Here is a 20,213-nt window from a genome sequence, read left to right on the forward strand (position 1 = left end):
CGGGAGGCGGGCCTTCGGGCTGTCGCTTGCCCAGTGGTTCTTCTCCTTGTGCGGGGCTTCGCGGCTCGCGCGTCGCCCTGAGGTCTGTGGAGCCTGCGGGCGGGCCGCGTCCTGCCCTCCGGCTCACCCCTGCTTGTGCAGGGAGATCTCGGGAGTGGCGGGCGTGTCGCCTACGGCTGTGTTACTACCCAGAGTACGCGCCCGTGACCTCACTGGTTCCCGGGACGGCCCCCCGAACAGCATCCGCCGTACGTCGGCCCGCGCCTCGCGCACCGCGAGGCGCGAGGTGCTCCACACCTCGCGGACGAGGTGGCCGACCGGAGTGACGGTGTGCCGGTACGCCGTCCGCCCCGCACGGCGCGCCGCGCTCCACCCGGCGCGGACGGCGTACCCGACGGGAGTCGCGATCCGCCGGTAGGCCCAGGCGACCGGCCGGACGACGAAACCGCGCCACAGCAGGACGAGCCCGCGCCCCAGGGCCCGGCTGGCCCGCCCCGCGAGGTGCCAGGCCCCGACGAGCAGCCGTCCGAGCGGTGCGAGCAGGTACGTGTACGCGCCCCGCCCGAGCGGGGCGACCACGTACCGCCACAGCGCGACGCAGGGCCGGACGACCCCGTAGGCGAGGGCGCGCGTGAGGAGCCACGCGAGAGCGCTCCCGACGGGTACGAGGACGTGCCGGTACCCGGCGCCGGCCAGCCACCCGATCCCGAGCGCGGGCAGCACGAGCAGGTACCGCACCATCGCCGCACCCAGCCACCGCACCCCGCGCCCGAACCACAGCAGGCCGTGCCCCAACGGCACCAGCCCGTACGCGTAAACCCCCCGCCCCAACCACCCGATCCCCCGCCCGACCGGCACGACCACGTACCGCCACAGCCCCACCCACGGCCAGACGAAGACCGTCATCGCCAGGGCCCAGGAAGCCCACTTGAGCCCCCTGCCCAACGGCCGCAGCACGTACCGGCCGCTGCCCCGGCCGAGCCATCGGAGCCCGTCGCCGAAGGGGCGCAGCAGATGCGCGTGGACCGCCCGCCCGAGCCACAGCAGTCCCCGCCCGAGCGGAACCAACCCGTAGGCGCAGACCGGCACGACCACGTACCGCCACAGCCCCACCCACGGCCAGACGAAGACCGCCATCGCCAGTGCCCAGGAAGCCCACTTGAGGCCCTTGCCCACGGGCCGCAGCAGGTGGGCGTGGACCGCCCGCGCCAACCAGAGGGCGCCCCGCCCGAGCGGCCGGAACACGTACGCGTGCGCCGCCCGCCCCAGCCGGGCCAGTGCGCGCCCGAGCGGGAGGACGCCGTACCGCCACAGCCCCACCCAGGGCCAGTAGAAGACCAGCTTGACCAGGGTCTCGATCAGCCACTCGACCCCGCGCAGCACCGGCACCACGGCCTGTTCCCAGAACCAGGCCAGTCCCCGCCCCAGCGGTCCCAGGACCGAGCGGTGCAGCATCCTCGCGAGGGCGACGAGCAGGTCCCACACCACCCGTACGGGCAGCACGATCAGCACCGCCACGACCTTGACGGGTACCCGGACGACCCCCACCAGACAGCCCTCGCCCTGCGGTTGCGGCTGCGACTTGTCGAGTTCCATGCCCGTAAGGACACACCACCGCCACACGCCGTTGCGCCGGGGGCCCTGCTTTCGCCCGGGCGGCCCTTCCGGGCCCGGCCCTGCGAACGGAAATGCCCCCCACCGTTCCCGGTGAGGGGCATCGCGCCGAGCAGTTGGCCGTCGGTTACTTCACGACCGACAGCGGGAGCAGCTTCTGGCCCGTCGGGCCGATCTGGATGCTCGTGTCCATCTGAGGACACACGCCGCAGTCGAAGCACGGGGTCCAGCGGCAGTCCTCGACCTCGGTCTCGTCGAGGGCGTCCTGCCAGTCCTCCCAGAGCCATTCCTTGTCGAGGCCCGAGTCCAGGTGGTCCCAGGGGAGGACCTCCTCGTAGGTGCGCTCGCGGGTCGTGTACCAGGCCACGTCCACGCCGTACGCGGGCAGCGTCTTCTCGGCGGCCCGCATCCAGCCGTCGTACGAGAAGTGCTCGCGCCAGCCGTCGAAACGGCCGCCGGCCTCGTACACGGCGCGGATGACGTCGCCGACGCGGCGGTCACCGCGCGAGAGCAGGCCCTCGACGACGCCCGGCTTGCCGTCGTGGTAGCGGAAGCCGATGGAACGGCCGTACTTCTTGTCGCCGCGGAGCTTGTCGCGGAGCTTGCCGAGGCGGGCGTCCGTCTCCTCGGCCGACAGCTGCGGGGCCCATTGGAAGGGGGTGTGCGGCTTGGGGACGAAGCCGCCGATCGAGACGGTGCAGCGGATGTCGTTCTGGCCGGAGACCTCGCGGCCCTTGGCGATGACGTTGACCGCCATGTCGCCGATCTGGAGCACGTCCTCGTCGGTCTCGGTCGGCAGGCCGACCATGAAGTACAGCTTCACCTGGCGCCAGCCGTTGCCGTACGCCGTGGAGACCGTCCGGATCAGGTCCTCTTCCGAGACCATCTTGTTGATGACCTTGCGCATGCGCTCGGAGCCGCCCTCGGGGGCGAAGGTCAGACCGGAGCGACGGCCGTTGCGGGTCAGCTCGTTGGCCAGGTCGACGTTGAAGGCGTCCACGCGGGTCGACGGGAGGGACAGGCCCACCTTGTCGTCCGTGTAGCGGTCGGCCAGGCCCTTGGCGATGTCCGCGATCTCGGTGTGGTCCGCCGAGGAGAGCGAGAGGAGACCGACCTCTTCGAAGCCCGTCGCCTTGAGGCCGCGCTCCACCATTTCGCCGATGCCGGTGATGCTTCGCTCCCGCACGGGGCGCGTGATCATGCCGGCCTGGCAGAAACGGCAGCCGCGGGTGCAGCCGCGGAAGATCTCCACGGACATGCGCTCGTGGACGGTCTCGGCGAGCGGGACCAGGGGCTGCTTGGGGTAGGGCCACTCGTCGAGGTCCATGACCGTGTGCTTGGACACGCGCCACGGCACGCCGGAGCGGTTCGGGACGACGCGGCCGATGCGGCCGTCCGGCAGGTACTCGACGTCGTAGAAGCCCGGCACGTAGACGCCGCCGGTCTTCGCGAGACGCAGCAGGACCTCTTCGCGCCCGCCCGGGCGGCCCTCGGCCTTCCAGGCGCGGATGATCTCGGTCATGTCGAGGACGGCCTGCTCGCCGTCGCCGATGATCGCGCAGTCGATGAACTCCGCGATCGGCTCGGGGTTGAAGGCCGCGTGGCCGCCCGCGAGCACGATGGGGTGGTCGAGCGTACGGTTCTTCGCCTCCAGCGGGATGCCCGCGAGGTCCAGCGCCGTGAGCATGTTGGTGTAGCCGAGCTCGGTGGAGAAGGAGAGCCCGAACACGTCGAAGTCCCCGACCGGGCGGTGGCTGTCCACGGTGAACTGGGGCACCTTGTGCTCGCGCATCAGCGCTTCGAGGTCCGGCCACACGCTGTACGTGCGCTCCGCGAGCACGCCCTCGCGCTCGTTGAGCACCTCGTAGAGGATCATGACGCCCTGGTTGGGCAGCCCGACCTCGTACGCGTCCGGGTACATCAGCGCCCAGCGGACGTCGGCGCTGTCCCACGGCTTGACCGTGGAGTTGAGCTCACCGCCGACGTACTGGATCGGCTTCTGGACGTGCGGAAGCAGGGCCTCAAGCTGAGGGAAGACCGACTCGGTCATCACGCGACTTTCGTGAAGCGGGCAGGGGGCGACTCTCAAGCGTACCCCGAGGCCCGCCGGCCCCCCGCCGCAAGATCACGCCGCCCCCGGGCCGCCCGCCGGCCGTGCGCCCGCCGCGGTGCGCAGCGCGAGCGCGGGCGCCGAGGCCGCCGCCCACACCTCGGGCAGCTCCCGCTCCCCGCGCTCGGACAGTGCCTCCTCGCGGGCGTAGAGCACGCCCCAGGTGAAGGCCGACTCCCCCGCGCCCGCCGCCTGGACGGCGAGGCCGCGCAGGGCGTCGCGGGCCACGACGCCGTCCTGGTGGTCGCCGAGCAGGGTCTGGACCGCCTGCACCGCCTCGGCAAGGCGGCGGGCGGGTTTGCCGAGTGCCGGGGCCGCCGCCTCCGCGGCGTAGCGGGCGCGCTTGGCCGCCTTGCGGGCTTCGTGCAGGGCGAGGTCCCGGTCGTGGCCCGGTTCCATGGCCAGCGCGCCTTCGACCCGGCCGGCGAGGCGTGCGTAGTCGCCGAGGACCGTGGCGGGCAGGGTCGCCCGGGCGGGCCGGCCTGCGGCCTTCTGCAGCGGCGGATCGGCGAGCAGGGTGTCGAGGGCGTCGAGCAGGGCCACGTAGCGCCGGCTGTCGAGGGCGGCCAGCGCCGCCCGGCGCGAACCGGTGCGGCGGGCGGTGTTCCAGACCTTGAGGCGGCCGCGGACCGGGCCCAGCTGCAGGGTGCGCGGCAGTTCGTCGAGCCTGGCCTGTATCCGCTCCAGCAGGACTTCCTGGTCGCGGTCGACGCCGAGTTCGGCGGCGAGCCAGCGCAGCTCCGCGCCGAGCGGGCCGGTCTCGGCGGGGTCCAGGATCCGGCGGTAGGTCTTGAAGGCGCTGCGCAGCCTCCTGGTGGCGACCCGCATCTGGTGGACGGAGTCGGGCAGGCCGCGGCGGACGGCGGGGTCCTGGGAGATCAGGGTGTCGCGCTGTTCGCGCAGGTACGAGAGCACGTACGCGCCCGCGGTGCCCTCGGGGCCGCCCCCCAAGGGCCGGGGCGGCGGTTCTGCGGAGGTCTCGGCGAGTGCCCGGGCCAGCTTCGAGGGGGCGGCGGAGACGAGCAGCCCGGCCTTGCGGAACTTCTTCTCGACGGCGTCGAGCAGCGCCGGGTCCGCTCCGTCGGCGAGTTCCACCTCGACCTCGGTCCAGGCGGCGGTGGTCTCGGCGCATCCCCCAGACTCCGTCCGGGGGGACCCCCAGGCTCGTACGGCGTCGGTGGACAGTTCCGCGAGGAGCGCGCCGTCGGCGTCGAGGAGGTGGCTGACCTTGCGCGAGGACACCAGCCTGACCTGCGGTTCCAGGGGGGTGTCGCGGATGCGGGAGCGGAGCAGGGCGGCCAGCGGGCCGGGCACGGTGTCGCTGAGGGGGGCCGTGATCTCGTCGCGCACGCCGGGGGCGACGGGCAGTTTGAGGTGCCAGCCGGCGTCCGCGCCGCCGGTGCGGCGGCGCAGGGTGAGCCCGTCGGCCGCGAGCCGCTGGTCGGGGGTGTCGTAGTAGACGGCGTCGAGGTGCACGGTGCCCTGGTCGGTGACGGCCGCGACGGCGGCCGTGCCCGTCAGGTCCGGCACCCCGCGCCGGGTCTGTTTCGCCGTAGAGAACTCGAATTTCCGCTCGATCTCGCGCTTCGTGTCCACCATGAACCGAACCTAGTACTGAACGGACGGCGACGTGAGGGCGAACGCGGAGAGCGGCGGAAAACCGGCGCCAGGCGGGCCGATCAGGCCGACATCGGCCGCTGCACCCTGATCGACTGGAGCAGTCCGATGGCCACCCACACGGCGAACATCGACGATCCTCCGTAGGAGACGAACGGCAGCGGGAGCCCGGCCACCGGCATGATTCCGAGGGTCATCCCGATGTTCTCGAAGGCCTGGAAGGCGAACCAGGCGATGATCCCGGCGCACACGATGGTGCCGTAGAGCTCGGTGGTCTCGCGGGCGATGACGCAGGCCCGCCACAGGATGACGCCGAGCAGGACGAGGATCAGCCCGGCTCCGACGAAGCCCAGTTCCTCCCCCGCGACCGTGAAGACGAAGTCGGTCTGCTGCTCGGGCACGAACTGGCCGGTGGTCTGCGAGCCGTGGAAGAGCCCGGAGCCGGTCAGGCCGCCGGAGCCGATCGCGATGCGCGCCTGGTTGGTGTTGTAGCCGACGCCGGCGGGGTCGAGCTCGGGGTTGGCGAAGGCCGCGAAGCGGTTGATCTGGTACTCGTCGAGGATGCCGAGCTGCCAGATCAGGACGGCGCCGGCCACGCCCGAGCCGAGCAGGCCCAGCACCCACCGGTTGGAGGCGCCGGAGGCCAGCAGGACGCCGAGCACGATGACGACCATGACCATGACGGACCCGAGGTCGGGCATCAGCATGATGATGCCCATCGGGGCGGCCGCCAGGCACAGGGCCTTGACGACCGTGCGGTGGTCGGGATTGGCGAGGTCGCCCGCGTCGACCCGTGCGGCGAGCAGCATCGCCATGCCCAGGATGATCGTGATCTTCACGAACTCGGAGGGCTGGAGCGAGAAGCCGCCGCCGATGACGATCCAGGCGTGGGCGCCGTTGATGGTGGCGCCGAGCGGGGTGAGCACGGCCAGGATCAGCACGACGGAGAGCCCGTAGAGGATCGGGACGGCCCCGCGCAGGGTGCGGTGGCCGAGCCAGATCGTGGCGATCATCAGCACGAGGCCGATTCCGGTGTTCATGGCGTGCCGGAAGAGGAAGTAGTACGGGTCCCCCTGGTTCAGGGAGGTCCGGTTGCGGGTCGCCGACCACACCAGCAGGGAGCCGATGAGGGAGAGGGCGATCGCGGAGAGGAGTATCGGCCAGTCGAGCCGGCGCACCACGGAGTCGCGGGCGGTGAGCTTGGCCATCGCCCCGCGCTCCGGCGCGTACCGGGATACGGAGAACTTGTTCGCGGTCTGCATCAGGGTTCAGTCCTGCCGTGCGGCGGGCGGGGCGGGCGGCCCGGCGAGCGGGGCCGGCGCCAGGTCTTCCGGGGACGGGGGCACGTACGGCCGGATCTCGGGCGAGTCGATGGAGCCGTCTGCCTGGATGGTGGGGAGCTTGGCCTCGGGGTGGAGCAGCAGGGCCGTCTTGAGGTCCTGCTTTCCGGCCATGTCGAGACCGTAGATGGCGTTGTAGACGTTGCGGACGGCGGGGCCCGAGGCACCGGAGCCGGTGCCGCCCTGGGAGATCGTCATGACGATCGTGTAGTCGTCGGTGAAGGTGGCGAACCAGGAGGTGGTCTGCTTGCCGTAGACCTCGGCGGTACCGGTCTTGGCGTGCATCGGGATCTGCTTCTGGGGCCAGCCGCCGAAGCGCCAGGCGGCGGTGCCGCGGACGGCGACGCCCTCCAGGGCTCCGACCATCTGCTGCCGGGTGTGCTCGTCCATGGGGAGCTTGCCGTGGGCCTCGGGCTTGATCTCTTCGATGTGCTTGCCGTCTGCGCTGATGATGGCCTTGCCGATGGTGGGGTTCCACATGGTGCCGCCGTTGGAGATGGCCGCGTAGATGGTGGCCATCTGGATCGGGGTGACGAGGGTGTCGCCCTGTCCGATGGAGTAGTTGACGGCGTCACCGGCGCGCATGAGGTTGCCTTCGAGGCAGTTCTCGTAGGACAGCAGCTCGACGTAGGTGCCGCCCTTCTTGCCGGTCTTGCACCAGCTGGCCTTGTTGGCCTCCCAGAACCGCTGCTTCCACTCGCGGTCGGGGACCCGGCCCTTCTCCTCGCCCGGCAGGTCCACGTGGGTCTCGGCGCCGAGGCCGAACTGATGGGCGGTCTTGTAGAAGATCTGCGCCGGGTTCTTCTTCGGCTTGAGCCCGCCGTCCTTGAGCCATTCCTTGTGGCCCAGGGCGTAGAACACGGTGTCGCAGGAGACTTCGAGGGCCTGGCCGAGGGTGATGCTGCCGTGGCCCTGGGATTCGAAGTTCTTGAAGACCTGGCCGCCGATGGAGTACGAACTGGGGCAGGGGTACTCGCCGTCGAACTTGTATCCGGCGTTGACCGCGGCGGCGGTCGGGATGACCTTGAAGATGGAGCCCGGGGCGGCTTGGCCCTGGATCGCCCGGTTCATCAGCGGGACGTTGGACTCCTTGGCGGTGAGCTTGGCGTAGTCCTTGCCGGAGATGCCGCCGACCCACACGTTGGGGTCGTAGCTCGGGTTGGAGGCCATGGCCACGACGCGGCCGGTCTTGGACTCCAGGACGACGATGGCGCCCGCGTCCGCCTTGTAGGGGACGCCGGTGTTGCGGTCGATCTGCTTGCGGGCTTCCAGCATCGCCGCGTTCAGCTCGTACTCGGCGACGCCCTGGACGCGGGCGTCGATGCTGGTGACGAGGTTGGCGCCGGGGACGGCCGGGTCGTTCCGGGCCATGCCGATGACCCGGCCGAGGTTGTCCACCTCGTAGCGGGTGACGCCCGACTTGCCGCGCAGCTCCTTGTCGTACGTGCGCTCGATGCCGAAGCGGCCGACCTGGTCGGAGCGCAGGAACGGCGAGTTGGTGGTCTTCGCCTTGACGATCTCCGCGTCGGTGACCGGGCCGAGGTAGCCGAGGACCTGGCCGGTGTTGGCGCCGCCGGGGGCCGGGTAGCGGCGTACGGCGGTGGGCTCGGCGGTGATCCCGGGGAAGTCCTCGGGGCGCTCGCGGATCTGCAGGGCCTGCTGGGTGGTGGCCTTGTTGGTGACGGGGATCGGCTGGTACGGGGAGCCGTTCCAGCAGGGCTGCGGGGTCTCGTTGTTGCAGAGCCGGATCTTGTAGGCGACGTCCTGTGGCCTTATGTCGAGGACTCCGGCGAGCTGGGCGAGCACGGCCTTGCCGTGGTCCTTCATCTTCATCAGCTCGGTGCGGCTGGCGGAGACGACGAGGCGGGTCTCGTTGTCGGCGAGCGGGATCCCGCGGGCGTCGAGGATCGAGCCGCGCACGGCGGGCTGGACCACCTGCTGGACGTGGTTGTTCTTGGCCTCGTCGGAGTACTCGTCGCCGTTGCGGATCTGGAGGTACCAGAGGCGCCCGCCGAGGGTGCAGAGCAGGGAGAAGACGAGGACCTGGATGATCACGAGCCGGATCCGCACCCGGGAGGTGCGTCCGGTCTCCGGAATGTTGGTCACGGGGACTCCTCCCTCACAGCTTCTTGACGCTCTTCACACCCTTGATTCCCTTGACGCCCTTTATCCGGCCGGCCCGGTTGGCGCGGCTGCGGGCGGTCTTCATCCGCAGGCCGCCGCGCTGGCTGCCGATCCGCAGGCCGGTGCCGCCGGCCAGCCAGCCGGAGGCGATGTCCTCGCCGGACGGCGGGCCGCCGTTGGCCTCGACGGCCATCGGGTCGTTCTCGGCGCGGCGGGCCAGCGCCATGATGAACGGCACGGTGAAGGGCGCGAGCAGCAGGTCGTAGAGGACGGCGGTGAACAGCAGCCCGGTCAGGCCCACGTGGCGGGCGGCGGTGTCGCCGACCAGGGCGCCGACGCCCGCGTAGAGCAGGGTGGAGGCGAAGGCCGCGCCGACGACGGTGAGCATCGGGCCCCAGGCGGAGCGGAAGCGTCCGGTGTCGGGGCGGACCAGGCCGGCGACGTAGCCGATGAGGCAGAGCACGAGCGCGTAGCGGCCGGCGGCGTGGTCGGCGGGCGGGGCCAGGTCGGTGAGGAGGCCGGCGGTGAAGCCGATGAGCGCACCGCTGACGCACCCGTACACGAGTGCGAGGGCGACGACGGTGAGCAGGACCAGGTCGGGGACGGCTCCGGGGAGTTGGAGCCTTCCCAGGATGGAGACCTGGACGACGAGGGCGACCACGACGAGCGTCGCCGAGAGCAGGATCCGGTTGAAGCGCATGTTTGGTCGGCTCCTACTCGTCGGCCGGCTTGCCGGACGCGCCGGGCGACGGCGTGACCGTGACGGTGACCGTCGGGGTGGGCTTGGGTGCCTCGGGCTTGGGAGGCAGGACGGCGTCGCGCGGGTCCTCGCGCGGGGGCATCACCACGACGCCGACGATGTCCAGGCGGGAGAAGCCCACATAGGGGCGGATCCAGATCGTCCGGGTCAGGTCACCGCGCGAGGGGTCGACCTTGACGACCTCGCCGATCGGGACACCGGGGACGAAGGGCTTGTTGCCGCGCGATCCGAAGGTCACGAGGCGGTCGCCGGGGGCGACCTTGGCCTTGCCGTTGAGCATCTGCACGGACAGCGAGCGGTCGCCCTGTCCGGTGGCGAAGCCGAGCTCGCCGGTCTTCTCCAGGCGGGTGCCGACGGTGAAGTCGGGGTCGTTGGCCAGGACCACGGTGGCGGTGTCGGGGCCGACGGTGGCGACCCGGCCGACGAGTCCGTCCCCGTTGAGGACCGTCATGTCGCGCTCGATGCCGTCCTTGGTCCCGGCGTCGATGGTCACGGTCCAGGAGAAGCCCTGGGCCGCTCCTATGGCGATGACCTCGGCGCCCTTGATGCCGTACTGTCCCGCGCCCGCGCGCTTGAGCATCTCGTCCAGCTCGCGGATCCGGCTGCGGGTCTGGTCGTCGCTGCCGAGCTTGGCCTTCAGTGCCGCGTTCTCGCGCTCCAGCGTGGCGATGCGGTTGTGTCGCTCGCCGGAGTCCCGTACCGCCCCTATGGCGTTGGCGACCGGATCGACCCCTTTCGCCACGCCCTTCTCGACCGGCCCGAAGACCGCTGCGGCGGCCTGTCGGGCACCGTCGACCGGCGACTCCTCGCCCGTTCTGATGTCCACCGTGATCAATGCGAACGCGATGGCGATCAGAAGCACCAGGAGCAGCCGGCTTTCTCGTGTGTCCCTCACGTGCGGCGGCCGTGCCTTCCTCGTAGATACCTGTGCGGCGAAGCCGCTCCCGTGGAGCCGGGGCTCGCACCGGGCAGTGCGGCGAAGCCGCTCCGGTGGAGCCGGGGCTCGCACCGGACCTTGCCTGTATATCAACGATCCGCCGCACGGGCCCGGTAGCACCCGTACGGCGGATCGTTGGTTTTCCTCGTACCCCCCGGAGAGGGTCAGCGCCGGGGCTGGGCGTCCAGGACCTGCTGGAGGGCCTCGAACTCCTCTACGCACTTGCCGGATCCGAGCGCGACGGAGTCGAGCGGGTCCTCGGCGATGTGGATGGGCATGCCCGTCTCGCGGCGCAGCCGCTCGTCGAGGCCGCGGAGCAGGGCGCCGCCGCCGGTGAGGACGATGCCGCGGTCCATGATGTCGCCGGAGAGCTCCGGCGGGCACTTGTCGAGGGTGGTCTTGACCGCGTCGACGATCGCGTTGACCGGCTCCTCGATCGCCTTGCGGACCTCGGCGGCCGAGATCACGACGGTCTTCGGGAGGCCGGAGACCAGGTCGCGGCCGCGGATCTCGGTGTGCTCGTCCTTGTCGAGGTCGTAGGCCGACCCGATGGTGATCTTGATCTGCTCCGCGGTCCGCTCACCGAGGAGGAGGGAGTACTCCTTCTTGATGTGCTGGATGATCGCGTTGTCCAGCTCGTCGCCGGCCACCCGGATGGACTGTGCCGTGACGATTCCGCCGAGGGAGATGACGGCGACCTCGGTGGTGCCGCCGCCGATGTCCACGACCATGTTGCCGGTGGCCTCGTGGACGGGCAGGCCCGCGCCGATGGCGGCGGCCATCGGCTCTTCGATGATGTGCACCTGGCGGGCACCGGCCTGCGTGGACGCCTCGATGACGGCGCGGCGCTCCACTCCCGTGATGCCGGAGGGTACGCAGACCACCACGCGCGGGCGGGCCAGGTAGCGGCGCTTGTGGATCTTGAGGATGAAGTACCGGAGCATGCGCTCGGTGATCTCGAAGTCGGCGATCACGCCGTCCTTGAGGGGCCGGACCGCGACGATGTTGCCGGGCGTCCGGCCGATCATCTTCTTCGCCTCGGAGCCGACCGCCAGGATGCCGCCGGTGTTCGTGTTGATGGCGACCACGGACGGCTCGTTCAGGACGATCCCCCGGCCACGCACGTACACCAGCGTGTTGGCGGTCCCGAGGTCGATCGCCATGTCACGGCCGATGAACGACATGTAGTTCCCCTTGTTCCCCATGAGGAGCGTCTGGCCTTCCAGTTGATAGCAGCTGCTGTCAGGTCGGCGAGGTGGGTGTGTGGGTGGAGGCCCCATCGTAGTGCCGCAAGTACGGACACCGCGCGACGGGACTCCGGCGATCCCGCCGGAATGGATACCCGCCCCCATAGTGGTGACGTCGTGTCCTGTCGATGCGTTCCCGGTAATCACCGGTAATACCAAAGGGCGACCGAAATTACTTCGGTCGCCCCAGGTCATGAGCGCTATTCGGCTGATGTTCCGTCAGGAAAGAGTGATCACAGCGCCGGGAAGAACAGCTTCAGCTCACGCTCCGCGGACTCCTCGGAGTCCGAGGCGTGGATCAGGTTCTCCCGGGTCACGGTGCCGAAATCCCCCCGGATGGAGCCGGGCGCCGCGGCGATCGGGTCAGTGGGTCCGGCCAGCTGGCGGACACCCTCGATCACGCGTTCCCCTTCGACGACCAGGGCCACGACCGGGCCGCTGGCCATGAAGCCCATGAGGGGCTCGTAGAAGACCTTGCCCTTGTGCTCCCCGTAGTGCGCTTCCAGGGTCTCCTGGTCCAGCGTGCGCAGTTCGAGCGCGGGAATGGTCCAGCCGGCCTTCCGCTCGATGCGGCCGACGATCTCGCCGATCAGGCCTCGACGGACGGCGTCGGGCTTGAGCAGGACGAGCGTGCGCTGGGTCATGTTTCGGCTCCTTGCGGCATACGGGTGCGGTAGGGCGAATCTACAGGGGTTCCTACGAGGGCTGGGCCTCGGCCTCGGCGTTCGCCGCCGCCCAGCGGGCCTTGATCTCGTCGATGCGGCGGCCGTAGTGGATCGAGCACCACCACAGGCCCGCGAAGACCGCGCCCAGGAAGAACATCATCGGGACGACCAGCCCGCTCAGGATCAGCCCGATCTGCAGCGCCCAGCCGATCTGCACGGCCCCCGGGCGGGACAGCATCCCGCACAGCAGCACCGACACCAGCATCGCGATCCCGCAGACCGTCCAGACCGTGGCCTGGCTCAGGTCGCCCTTCATCGCCACCAGCCCGGCGAATCCGATCACGAAGAACTCGCCGATCAGCGTCGAAGCACACAGCGTGCGCATCCCTCAGCCCCTCTTCAGCAGCAGGCGGGCCTCGCCCACCGTGATCACGGACCCGGTCACCAGGACTCCGGCCCCTCCGTACTCGGCCTCTTCCTCGGCCAACGTGATCGCCGCCTCCAGGGCGTCGTCCAGCCGCGGCTCCACCTGCACCCGGTCCACGCCGAAGACCTCGACCGCGACGGCCGCCAGTTCATCGGCGGGCATCGCCCGGTGGCTGGTGTTCTCCGTGACCACGACCTCCGCGAAGATCGGCTCGAAGGCCTCCAGGACCCCCCGCACGTCCTTGCCCTCGCTCGCGCCCACGACGCCGACCAGCCGGCTGAAGCCGAAGGCCTCGGTGACCGCCTCCGCCGTGACCAGCGCCCCGGCCGGGTTGTGCGCGGCGTCCAGGACCACCGTCGGGCTGCGCCGCACCACCTCCATGCGGCCCGGCGAGGTCACCGAGGCGAAGGCCTTGCGCACGGTGTCCACGTCCAGTGCCCGCGCGTGGTCCGCGCCGATCCCGAAGAAGGCCTCGACCGCCGCCAGCGCCACCGCCGCGTTGTGCGCCATGTGGGCGCCGTACATCGGCAGGAAGATCCCGTCGTACTCGCCGCCCAGCCCGCGCAGCGTCAGCTGCTGGCCGCCGACCGCGATCTCACGGGTGACGACGCCGAACTCCATGCCCTCGCGGGCCACCGTGGCGTCGACCTCGACGGCCTTCTTCAGCAGGACCTGCGCCGCGTCCACCGGCTGCTGCGCCAGGATCACGGTGGCGCCCTGCTTGATGACCCCGCCCTTCTCCTGGGCGATCTCGCCGGGAGTGGAGCCGAGCCGGTCCGTGTGGTCCAGGCTGATCGGGGTGACCACGGCCACCGCGGCGTCGATCACGTTGGTCGCGTCCCAGGTGCCGCCCATGCCGACCTCGATCACGGCCGCGTCCACCGGGGCATCCGCGAAGGCCGCGTAGGCCATCCCGGTGAGGACCTCGAAGAACGACAGCCGGAACTCCTGGGCCGCGTCCACCATCTCCACGTACGGCTTGATGTCGTGGTACGTCTCCACGAACCGCTCCGCGGTGATCGGCGCCCCGTCCAGGCTGATCCGCTCGGTCACCGAGGACACGTGCGGGCTGGTGTAGCGGCCGGTGCGCAGCTCGAAGGCGTTCAGCAGTGCCTCGATCATGCGGGCCGTGCTCGTCTTGCCGTTGGTTCCGGTGACGTGGATGGAGGGGTACGCGCGCTGCGGCTCGCCCAGGACGTCCATCAGCGCGGCGATCCGGGTGACGGACGGCTCCAGCTTGGTCTCGCCCCAGCGGCCGGACAGCTCCTGCTCCACCTCCCGCAGCGCCTGGGCCACCTCTGGGTCGGTCGGGACATCGGGTACCGGGTCCCCCAGCGGCGGACCGGCCTGCGCGCGCAGGGTGCGGCTGCCCGCAGCGATCACCGCCAGGTCGGGATCGCGGTCGGACTCTTCCGCCACGATCTGGTCGAACTCGTCGAAGCTGTCATCGTGGCTCTCGGGCTGCTGCTCACTCACGGGACCCAGTCTACGGATCGGAGCCGCAAGGACCTTCGGCCCGGGCGTTTCGGGACCTTCGGTGCCCGGAGCGACCGGATCGTTATGCAAGCCTTGCGGACAGGAGATTGGGGAACAAATGCCGCAGGCGCGCATAGAAAAGACGGGTCCGAGCAAGACCCCTTCCAGCCGCGACATAGGAATCGACCTGGGAACCGCCAACACCCTCGTCTACGCACGGGGCCACGGCATCGTCCTCAATGAGCCATCCGTGGTCGCCGTCAAGGCGGGTACGACCACCGCCCTGGCCGTGGGCACCGAAGCCAAGGAGACCATCGGCCGCACCCCCGGCTCCATCACCGCGATCCGCCCGCTCAAGGACGGCGTGATCTGCGACTACGAAGCCGCCGAGGAGATGATCCGGCACTTCGTCCGCAAGGCGGTCCCCGGCCGCCGGGTGCGCACCCGCATGGTGATCTGCGTACCGTCCGGGGTCACCCCGGTCGAGCGGCGGGCCATCATCCATGCCTCGACCCGGGCCGGCGCCAAGACCGTGCACCTGATCGAGGAGCCGATGGCCGCCGCGATCGGGGCCGGGCTGCCGGTGTCCGAACCGCGCGGCTCGATGGTCGTCGACATCGGCGGCGGCACCTCGGAGGTCGCGGTCATATCGCTGGGCGGAATCGTCACTTCCCAGTCGCTGCGGGTCGGCGGCGACAAGCTGGACTCCGCGATCATCGACTACGTCCGCAAGGAGCACTCGCTGCTCATCGGCGAGCGCTCCGCCGAGGACATCAAGATCGCCATCGGCTCGGCGTGGCCGGTGCCGGACCAGCCGGAGCTGGAGACCCGCACCTTCACCGTGCGGGGCCGCGAGAAGGTCGGCGGCATGCCCCAGACCCTCCAGCTGGACGCCCCCGCCGTGCGGGCGGCCCTCGACGAACCCATCGAGGCCATCATCGCGGCGGTGCGCACCACCCTGGAGGAGTGCCCGCCCGAGCTGTCCGGCGACGTCATGGAGCACGGCATCGTCCTGACCGGCGGCGGCGCGCTGCTGCCCGGCCTGGACCTGCGGATGGCCTCGGCGACCGGCATCCCGGTCTTCGTCGCGGACGACCCGCTGGACTGCGTCGCGCTGGGCTCGGGACGCTGCGTCGAGGACATGGACAAGCTGAGCAGCCTGCTGGCCCCCGCGAGGGCTTAGAGAGCCGTACCGGCGACGGTTCAGCCCTTCGGGAGGGTCGCGACGACCTCGTACGAGCCCTCCGTGCGCCGCGCCGCCAGGGTTCCGCCCAGGCTGCGCACGCGCTCGGACATGCTCGCCGTGCCCGAGCCCGCCGAGACGGGGGCCCGGGTCGGGCCCCGCTCCGGCAGGCCGTTGCTGACGGCGATCCGCAGCTGCGGGCCGTCCGCCGAGATGGTCACGTCGATGGTCTCGCCGCGGGCGTGCTTGGCGGCGTTGGTCAGGCACTCCTGCACCACCCGGTAGACCGCCGCCTGGCGCAGCGGCGAGAGCCCGTGCACGCCCGGGTCCAGGGCGAGCCGTACGGGGGAACCCGCGCGCCCGCTCTCCTCCGCGAGCGCCGCCAGCCCCTCCACGCCCGGGGTCGCGGCCCGCTCCCCGCGCTGGACGATGATCTCGTTGAGCACCAGGTGGGCCCGCCGCGCGGTGTCGGCGAGCTCCTCGAAGTCCTTCGCGTACGCCGTCTCGCGCGCCCGCATCGACAGCACCTCGGAGCGGACCGTCAGCAGGGTCAGCTCGCGTCCCACGAAGTCGTGGACGTCGCGGGCCACGGAGGTCCGCTCCTGCTCCACCGCCTGGAGCACGGCCGTCTCGGCCCGGCGCGCGGCGAGCTCGCGCACCAGGTCGTGGCGGTACGCGGCGATGCCCACGGCCGAGGCGAGGACCCCGATGGGCACGACGAGGCTGAGGAAGGAGCTGAGCGTGTCGGCCCGCGGCTCGGGCCAGCCGGGCACGCTGAACACCACCAGCGCGAAGGCCACGTAGCCGAGGGTGGCGAGGATTCCGGCGCGGCGTCCGCGGTAGCGGCCCACCGAGTAGAGCGCGAACTGGATCAGGGTGAGCTCGTGGAGCCAGCCGATGAAGAGCAGGGCGGTGAGGTACGCGACCCAGGGCGAGCGGCGGCGCACCAGCAGGCCGAGGCACCCCGCGGCGAGCACCACGGCGGCGAGCGGGCCGTTGAGGGAGTTGTCGGCGGAGGCCAGACCGGGCAGGTCCAGGGCCATCAGGGCGAAACAGCCGACGGCCGTGAGCACGTCCATCGCCCGCGGGGACCCGGTCCGGCTCTCGAGGAACCGGCGGCCGGAGGCCAGGGCCCGGTGGAGTGCCGAGACGGCGGGCTTGACGTGCATGTCCCCCATCATCCGTGGTCGGTGCCGCCGATCGGCTCTGCCTGCGCCGCCCAAAAAGTGATATACGGCACTCCGGATTTTGTGATGATGGACGAACGGCCCTGCCGCCCGGGGTGTCCGGCTTCGTAGCGTCGGAGGAATGACCCCCGACGAAACCCGCCCCGACCGTGTCTCGCGGGGCCTGCCCCTGCTCGTGCTCATCGGCGGGCTGATCGGCGCGCTGGCCTCCGGAGTCCTCACCTACGACCGCATCCGGACGCTGGAGGACCCGCTCTTCGCCCCGGGCTGCAACGTCAACGCGGTGCTGAGCTGCGGCGACGTGATGAACACCTGGCAGGGCAACCTGCTGGGCTTCCCGAACATGCTGCTCGGCATCGCCGGCTTCGCCGCTCTCGCCGCGCTGGGCGTGGCCCTGGTGGCCGGGGCGGTGTTCCCCCGCTGGCTGTGGCGCGGGCTGTGGGCGGGGGTCGCGGCCGGGTTCGGCTTCACGGTGTGGCTGATCAGCCAGTGCCTGTACGTGATCGGCGCACTGTGTCCGTGGTGCATGATCGTATGGGCAGTGATGATCCCGCTGTTCTGGTACGTCACCCGCCACCTGGCACCGGCCGGCTCCCGGCTCCGCGCCCTTCCGCACTGGCTGGTCCCGCTGGCCCTGTACGCGCTGGTCGCGGCGCTGATCCTGACGGAATTCGGCAGCCGCCTGCTGTGACACCCGCCCCCTCACGGGGAACAGATACCGCGAAGGCCCCCACGTCGACCGACGGCGTGGGGGCCTTCGCCTGTGCTCTACGGGGTGCTACGCGGCCGGCAGCCCGTCCAGCTGGGCCCGGAGCCGGGCGATGTCCGCCTCGGCCTTGGCGAGGCGGCCCTTGATCTTGTCCACGACGTTGTCGGGGGCCTTCGCGATGAAGGCCTCGTTCCCGAGCTTCGCCTCGGCCTGCTGCTTCTCCTTCTCGGCGGCGACCAGATCCTTGCTCAGCCGCTTGCGCTCGGCCTCCACGTCGATGGTGCCCGACAGGTCGAGCGCGACCGTGGCCCCGGCGACCGGGAGGGTCGCGGTGGCGTGGAACTCCTCGCCCTCCGGCTGGAGGCGCAGGAGCTGGCGGATGGCGGCCTCGTGCGCGGCCAGCGAGGCCCCGCTCAGGTCCAGGCGGGCCGGGACCTTCTGGCCGTCCTGGAGACCCTGCTCCTTGCGGAAGCGGCGGACCTCGGTGACCACGGCCTGGAGCTTCTCGATCTCGGCCTCGGCGGCCTCGTCACGGAAGCCGCTGTCCTTGGGCCACTCGGCGATGACGAGGGACTCGCGGCCGGTGAGGGTGGTCCACAGGGTGTCGGTGACGAACGGGACGATCGGGTGCAGCAGGCGCATCAGGACGTCCAGGACCTCGCCGAGGACCCGGCCGGAGACCTTGGCCTGCTCCCCGCCGGCGAAGAACGTGGTCTTCGAGAGCTCCACGTACCAGCTGAAGACCTCGTCCCACGCGAAGTGGTAGAGGGACTCGCTGAGCTTCGCGAACTGGTAGTCCTCGTAGTACGCGTCCACCTGCGCGACCGTCTTGTTCAGACGGGACAGCACCCAGCGGTCGGTGGCGGACAGCTGCTCGACCGGCGGCAGGTCGCCCTCGATCGTGGCGCCGTTCATCATCGCGAAGCGCGTGGCGTTCCAGATCTTGTTGGCGAAGTTGCGGGACGCCTGGACCCAGTCCTCGCCGATCGGCACGTCGGCACCCGGGTTGGCGCCCTTGGCCAGGGTGAAGCGGACGGCGTCGGAGCCGTACTTGTCCATCCAGTCCAGCGGGTCGACCGCGTTCGGGTTGGACTTCGACATCTTCTTGCCGAACTCGTCGCGGACCAGGCCGGTCAGGGCGACCGTGTGGAAGGGCGCCTCGCCGTCCATCGCGTAGAGGCCGAACATCATCATCCGGGCGACCCAGAAGAAGATGATGTCGTGACCGGTGACGAGCACGTCGGTGGCGTAGAACTTCGCCAGGTCCGGGGTCTTCTCCGGCCAGCCGAGCGTGGAGAACGGCCACAGGCCGGAGGAGAACCACGTGTCGAGGACGTCGGGGTCCTGGACCCAGCCCTCGCCGGTCGGGATCTCGTCGTCGGGTCCGACGCAGACGACCTGGCCCTCGGGGCCGTACCAGATCGGGATGCGGTGGCCCCACCACAGCTGGCGCGAGATGCACCAGTCGTGCATGTTGTCGACCCAGTCGAAGTAGCGCTTCGACATGTCCTCGGGGTGGATCTTGGTGCGGCCGTCGCGCATGGCGTTGCCGGCCTCCTCGGCCAGCGGGCCGACCTTGACCCACCACTGCATGGACAGGCGCGGCTCGACGGTGGTCTTGCAGCGCGAGCAGTGGCCGACCGAGTGCAGGTACGGACGCTTCTCGGCGACGATGCGGCCCTGCTCGCGCAGTGCGCCCACGATGGCCGAGCGTGCCTCGAAGCGGTCCAGGCCCTGGAAGGGGCCGTGGACGGTGATGACGCCGCGCTCGTCCATGACCGTGATCGATTCCAGCGAGTGGCGCTGGCCGATCGCGAAGTCGTTGGGGTCGTGCGCCGGGGTCACCTTGACGCAGCCGGTGCCGAACTCGGGGTCGACGTGCGTGTCGGCGACGACCGGGATGGACCGGTCGGTCAGCGGCAGCTTGATGAGCTTGCCGACCAGGTGCTTGTAGCGCTCGTCGTCCGGGTGGACGGCGATGGCGGTGTCGCCGAGCATCGTCTCGGCGCGGGTGGTCGCGACGACGAGGGTGTCATCGCCCTCTCCGTACTTGATGGAGACGAGCTCGCCCGCGTCCTCCTGGTACTCCACCTCGATGTCGGAGATGGCCGTCAGACAGCGGGGGCACCAGTTGATGATGCGCTCGGCGCGGTAGATCAGCTCGTCTTCGTACAGGTTCTTGAAGATCGTCTGGACGGCCTTGGAGAGGCCCTCGTCCATCGTGAACCGCTCGCGGGTCCAGTCCAGACCGGCGCCCAGGCGGCGCAGCTGGTCCAGGATCCGGCCGCCGTACTCTTCCTTCCACTGCCAGACGCGGTCGGTGAAGGCGTCCCGGCCCAGGTCGTGGCGGGACTTGCCCTCCTCGGCGAGCTGCTGCTCGACCTTGTTCTGGGTGGCGATGCCGGCGTGGTCCATGCCCGGCAGCCAGAGCGTCTCGAAGCCCTGCATCCGCTTGCGGCGGGTGAGGGCGTCCATCAGCGTGACCTGGAAGGCGTGGCCCAGGTGCAGGGCGCCGGTGACGTTCGGCGGCGGGATGACGATCGTGTACGGCGGCTTCTCGCTGGTCGCGTCGGCCGTGAAGTACCCACGCTCCACCCAGCGCTCGTAGAGCTTCCCCTCTACCTCGGCCGGCGCGTACGTGGTCGGCAGTTCGGAGTCAGGGCTGCTGGGTGTCTGCGTGTTCTCGGTCACGGGGCACAGTTTAGAGCGGTAACAGTCCAGTCATGAAACCGGCTTTCCAGGGGCCCGGGGCCTTGCGCGCCTCCGGCTTCCGCAAGGATGTGTGGGACGAATAAGCAACCTCACAGGGGGACGCGG

Annotated in this window: 15 protein-coding genes; 2 read left to right on the plus strand and 13 right to left on the minus strand. The window is 70.7% G+C overall.

The annotated features are described in order from the left end of the window. Window positions 1–123: 123 nt before the first annotated feature. The 11 genes from OG490_RS12640 to folC form a co-directional block, all read right to left on the minus strand. Window positions 124–1,596 (minus strand): hypothetical protein, encoded by a 1,473-nt coding sequence (locus OG490_RS12640; protein ID WP_330296384.1) that lies wholly within the window; start codon window positions 1,594–1,596, stop codon window positions 124–126. A gap of 145 nt (window positions 1,597–1,741) precedes the next feature. Continuing rightward, the gene (locus OG490_RS12645; RefSeq protein WP_330296385.1) at window positions 1,742–3,667 is read right to left on the minus strand and encodes a TIGR03960 family B12-binding radical SAM protein; all 1,926 of its coding nucleotides are present in this window, start codon (window positions 3,665–3,667) and stop codon (window positions 1,742–1,744) included. A 72-nt stretch (window positions 3,668–3,739) separates the two neighbouring features. Beyond that, entirely contained in the window at window positions 3,740–5,323 is a 1,584-nt protein-coding gene (locus tag OG490_RS12650) for a CYTH and CHAD domain-containing protein (RefSeq protein WP_330296386.1), read from the minus strand. An 80-nt stretch (window positions 5,324–5,403) separates the two neighbouring features. After that, window positions 5,404–6,603, minus strand: coding sequence for a rod shape-determining protein RodA (rodA, locus tag OG490_RS12655; protein WP_330296387.1), 1,200 nt, complete (start codon window positions 6,601–6,603; stop codon window positions 5,404–5,406). A 6-nt stretch (window positions 6,604–6,609) separates the two neighbouring features. Next, window positions 6,610–8,787 (minus strand): penicillin-binding protein 2, encoded by a 2,178-nt coding sequence (mrdA, locus tag OG490_RS12660; protein WP_330296388.1) that lies wholly within the window; start codon window positions 8,785–8,787, stop codon window positions 6,610–6,612. A gap of 13 nt (window positions 8,788–8,800) precedes the next feature. Continuing rightward, window positions 8,801–9,505, minus strand: coding sequence for a rod shape-determining protein MreD (mreD, locus tag OG490_RS12665; RefSeq protein WP_330296389.1), 705 nt, complete (start codon window positions 9,503–9,505; stop codon window positions 8,801–8,803). Between the two features lie 13 nt (window positions 9,506–9,518). Then, window positions 9,519–10,460, minus strand: coding sequence for a rod shape-determining protein MreC (gene mreC, locus OG490_RS12670; RefSeq protein ID WP_330296390.1), 942 nt, complete (start codon window positions 10,458–10,460; stop codon window positions 9,519–9,521). A 206-nt stretch (window positions 10,461–10,666) separates the two neighbouring features. Next, window positions 10,667–11,686 carry a rod shape-determining protein gene (locus tag OG490_RS12675; protein ID WP_069923827.1) on the minus strand — a complete coding sequence of 340 codons (1,020 nt, stop codon included), beginning with the start codon at window positions 11,684–11,686 and terminating at the stop codon, window positions 10,667–10,669. 296 nt (window positions 11,687–11,982) lie between these two features. Continuing rightward, the gene (gene ndk / locus OG490_RS12680) at window positions 11,983–12,393 is read right to left on the minus strand and encodes a nucleoside-diphosphate kinase (protein WP_214950910.1); all 411 of its coding nucleotides are present in this window, start codon (window positions 12,391–12,393) and stop codon (window positions 11,983–11,985) included. A gap of 52 nt (window positions 12,394–12,445) precedes the next feature. Next, window positions 12,446–12,799 (minus strand): DUF4233 domain-containing protein, encoded by a 354-nt coding sequence (locus tag OG490_RS12685; RefSeq protein ID WP_330296391.1) that lies wholly within the window; start codon window positions 12,797–12,799, stop codon window positions 12,446–12,448. 3 nt (window positions 12,800–12,802) lie between these two features. Beyond that, on the minus strand, window positions 12,803–14,317 hold the full coding sequence (gene folC, locus OG490_RS12690) for a bifunctional tetrahydrofolate synthase/dihydrofolate synthase (RefSeq protein WP_330296392.1): 1,515 nt from the start codon (window positions 14,315–14,317) through the stop codon (window positions 12,803–12,805). A 118-nt stretch (window positions 14,318–14,435) separates the two neighbouring features. On the opposite strand from folC, the gene OG490_RS12695 reads away from it, so the two are divergent. After that, on the plus strand, window positions 14,436–15,500 hold the full coding sequence (locus OG490_RS12695) for a rod shape-determining protein (RefSeq protein ID WP_330296393.1): 1,065 nt from the start codon (window positions 14,436–14,438) through the stop codon (window positions 15,498–15,500). A gap of 20 nt (window positions 15,501–15,520) precedes the next feature. Here the strand turns inward: OG490_RS12695 and OG490_RS12700 are convergent, their stop codons facing one another. Next, on the minus strand, window positions 15,521–16,669 hold the full coding sequence (locus tag OG490_RS12700) for a sensor histidine kinase (protein ID WP_330296394.1): 1,149 nt from the start codon (window positions 16,667–16,669) through the stop codon (window positions 15,521–15,523). Window positions 16,670–16,808: 139 nt separating this feature from the next. Between OG490_RS12700 and OG490_RS12705 the strand changes: the two genes are divergently transcribed. Then, a complete protein-coding gene (locus OG490_RS12705; RefSeq protein WP_330296395.1) occupies window positions 16,809–17,378 on the plus strand; it encodes a vitamin K epoxide reductase family protein in 570 nt (189 codons plus the stop codon). Window positions 17,379–17,465: 87 nt separating this feature from the next. Here the strand turns inward: OG490_RS12705 and OG490_RS12710 are convergent, their stop codons facing one another. Then, the gene (locus OG490_RS12710; protein WP_330296396.1) at window positions 17,466–20,087 is read right to left on the minus strand and encodes a valine--tRNA ligase; all 2,622 of its coding nucleotides are present in this window, start codon (window positions 20,085–20,087) and stop codon (window positions 17,466–17,468) included. Between the last annotated feature and the right edge of the window lie 126 nt (window positions 20,088–20,213).

Source organism: Streptomyces sp. NBC_00503 (assembly GCF_036346895.1).
In the GTDB taxonomy this organism is placed as follows: domain Bacteria; phylum Actinomycetota; class Actinomycetes; order Streptomycetales; family Streptomycetaceae; genus Streptomyces.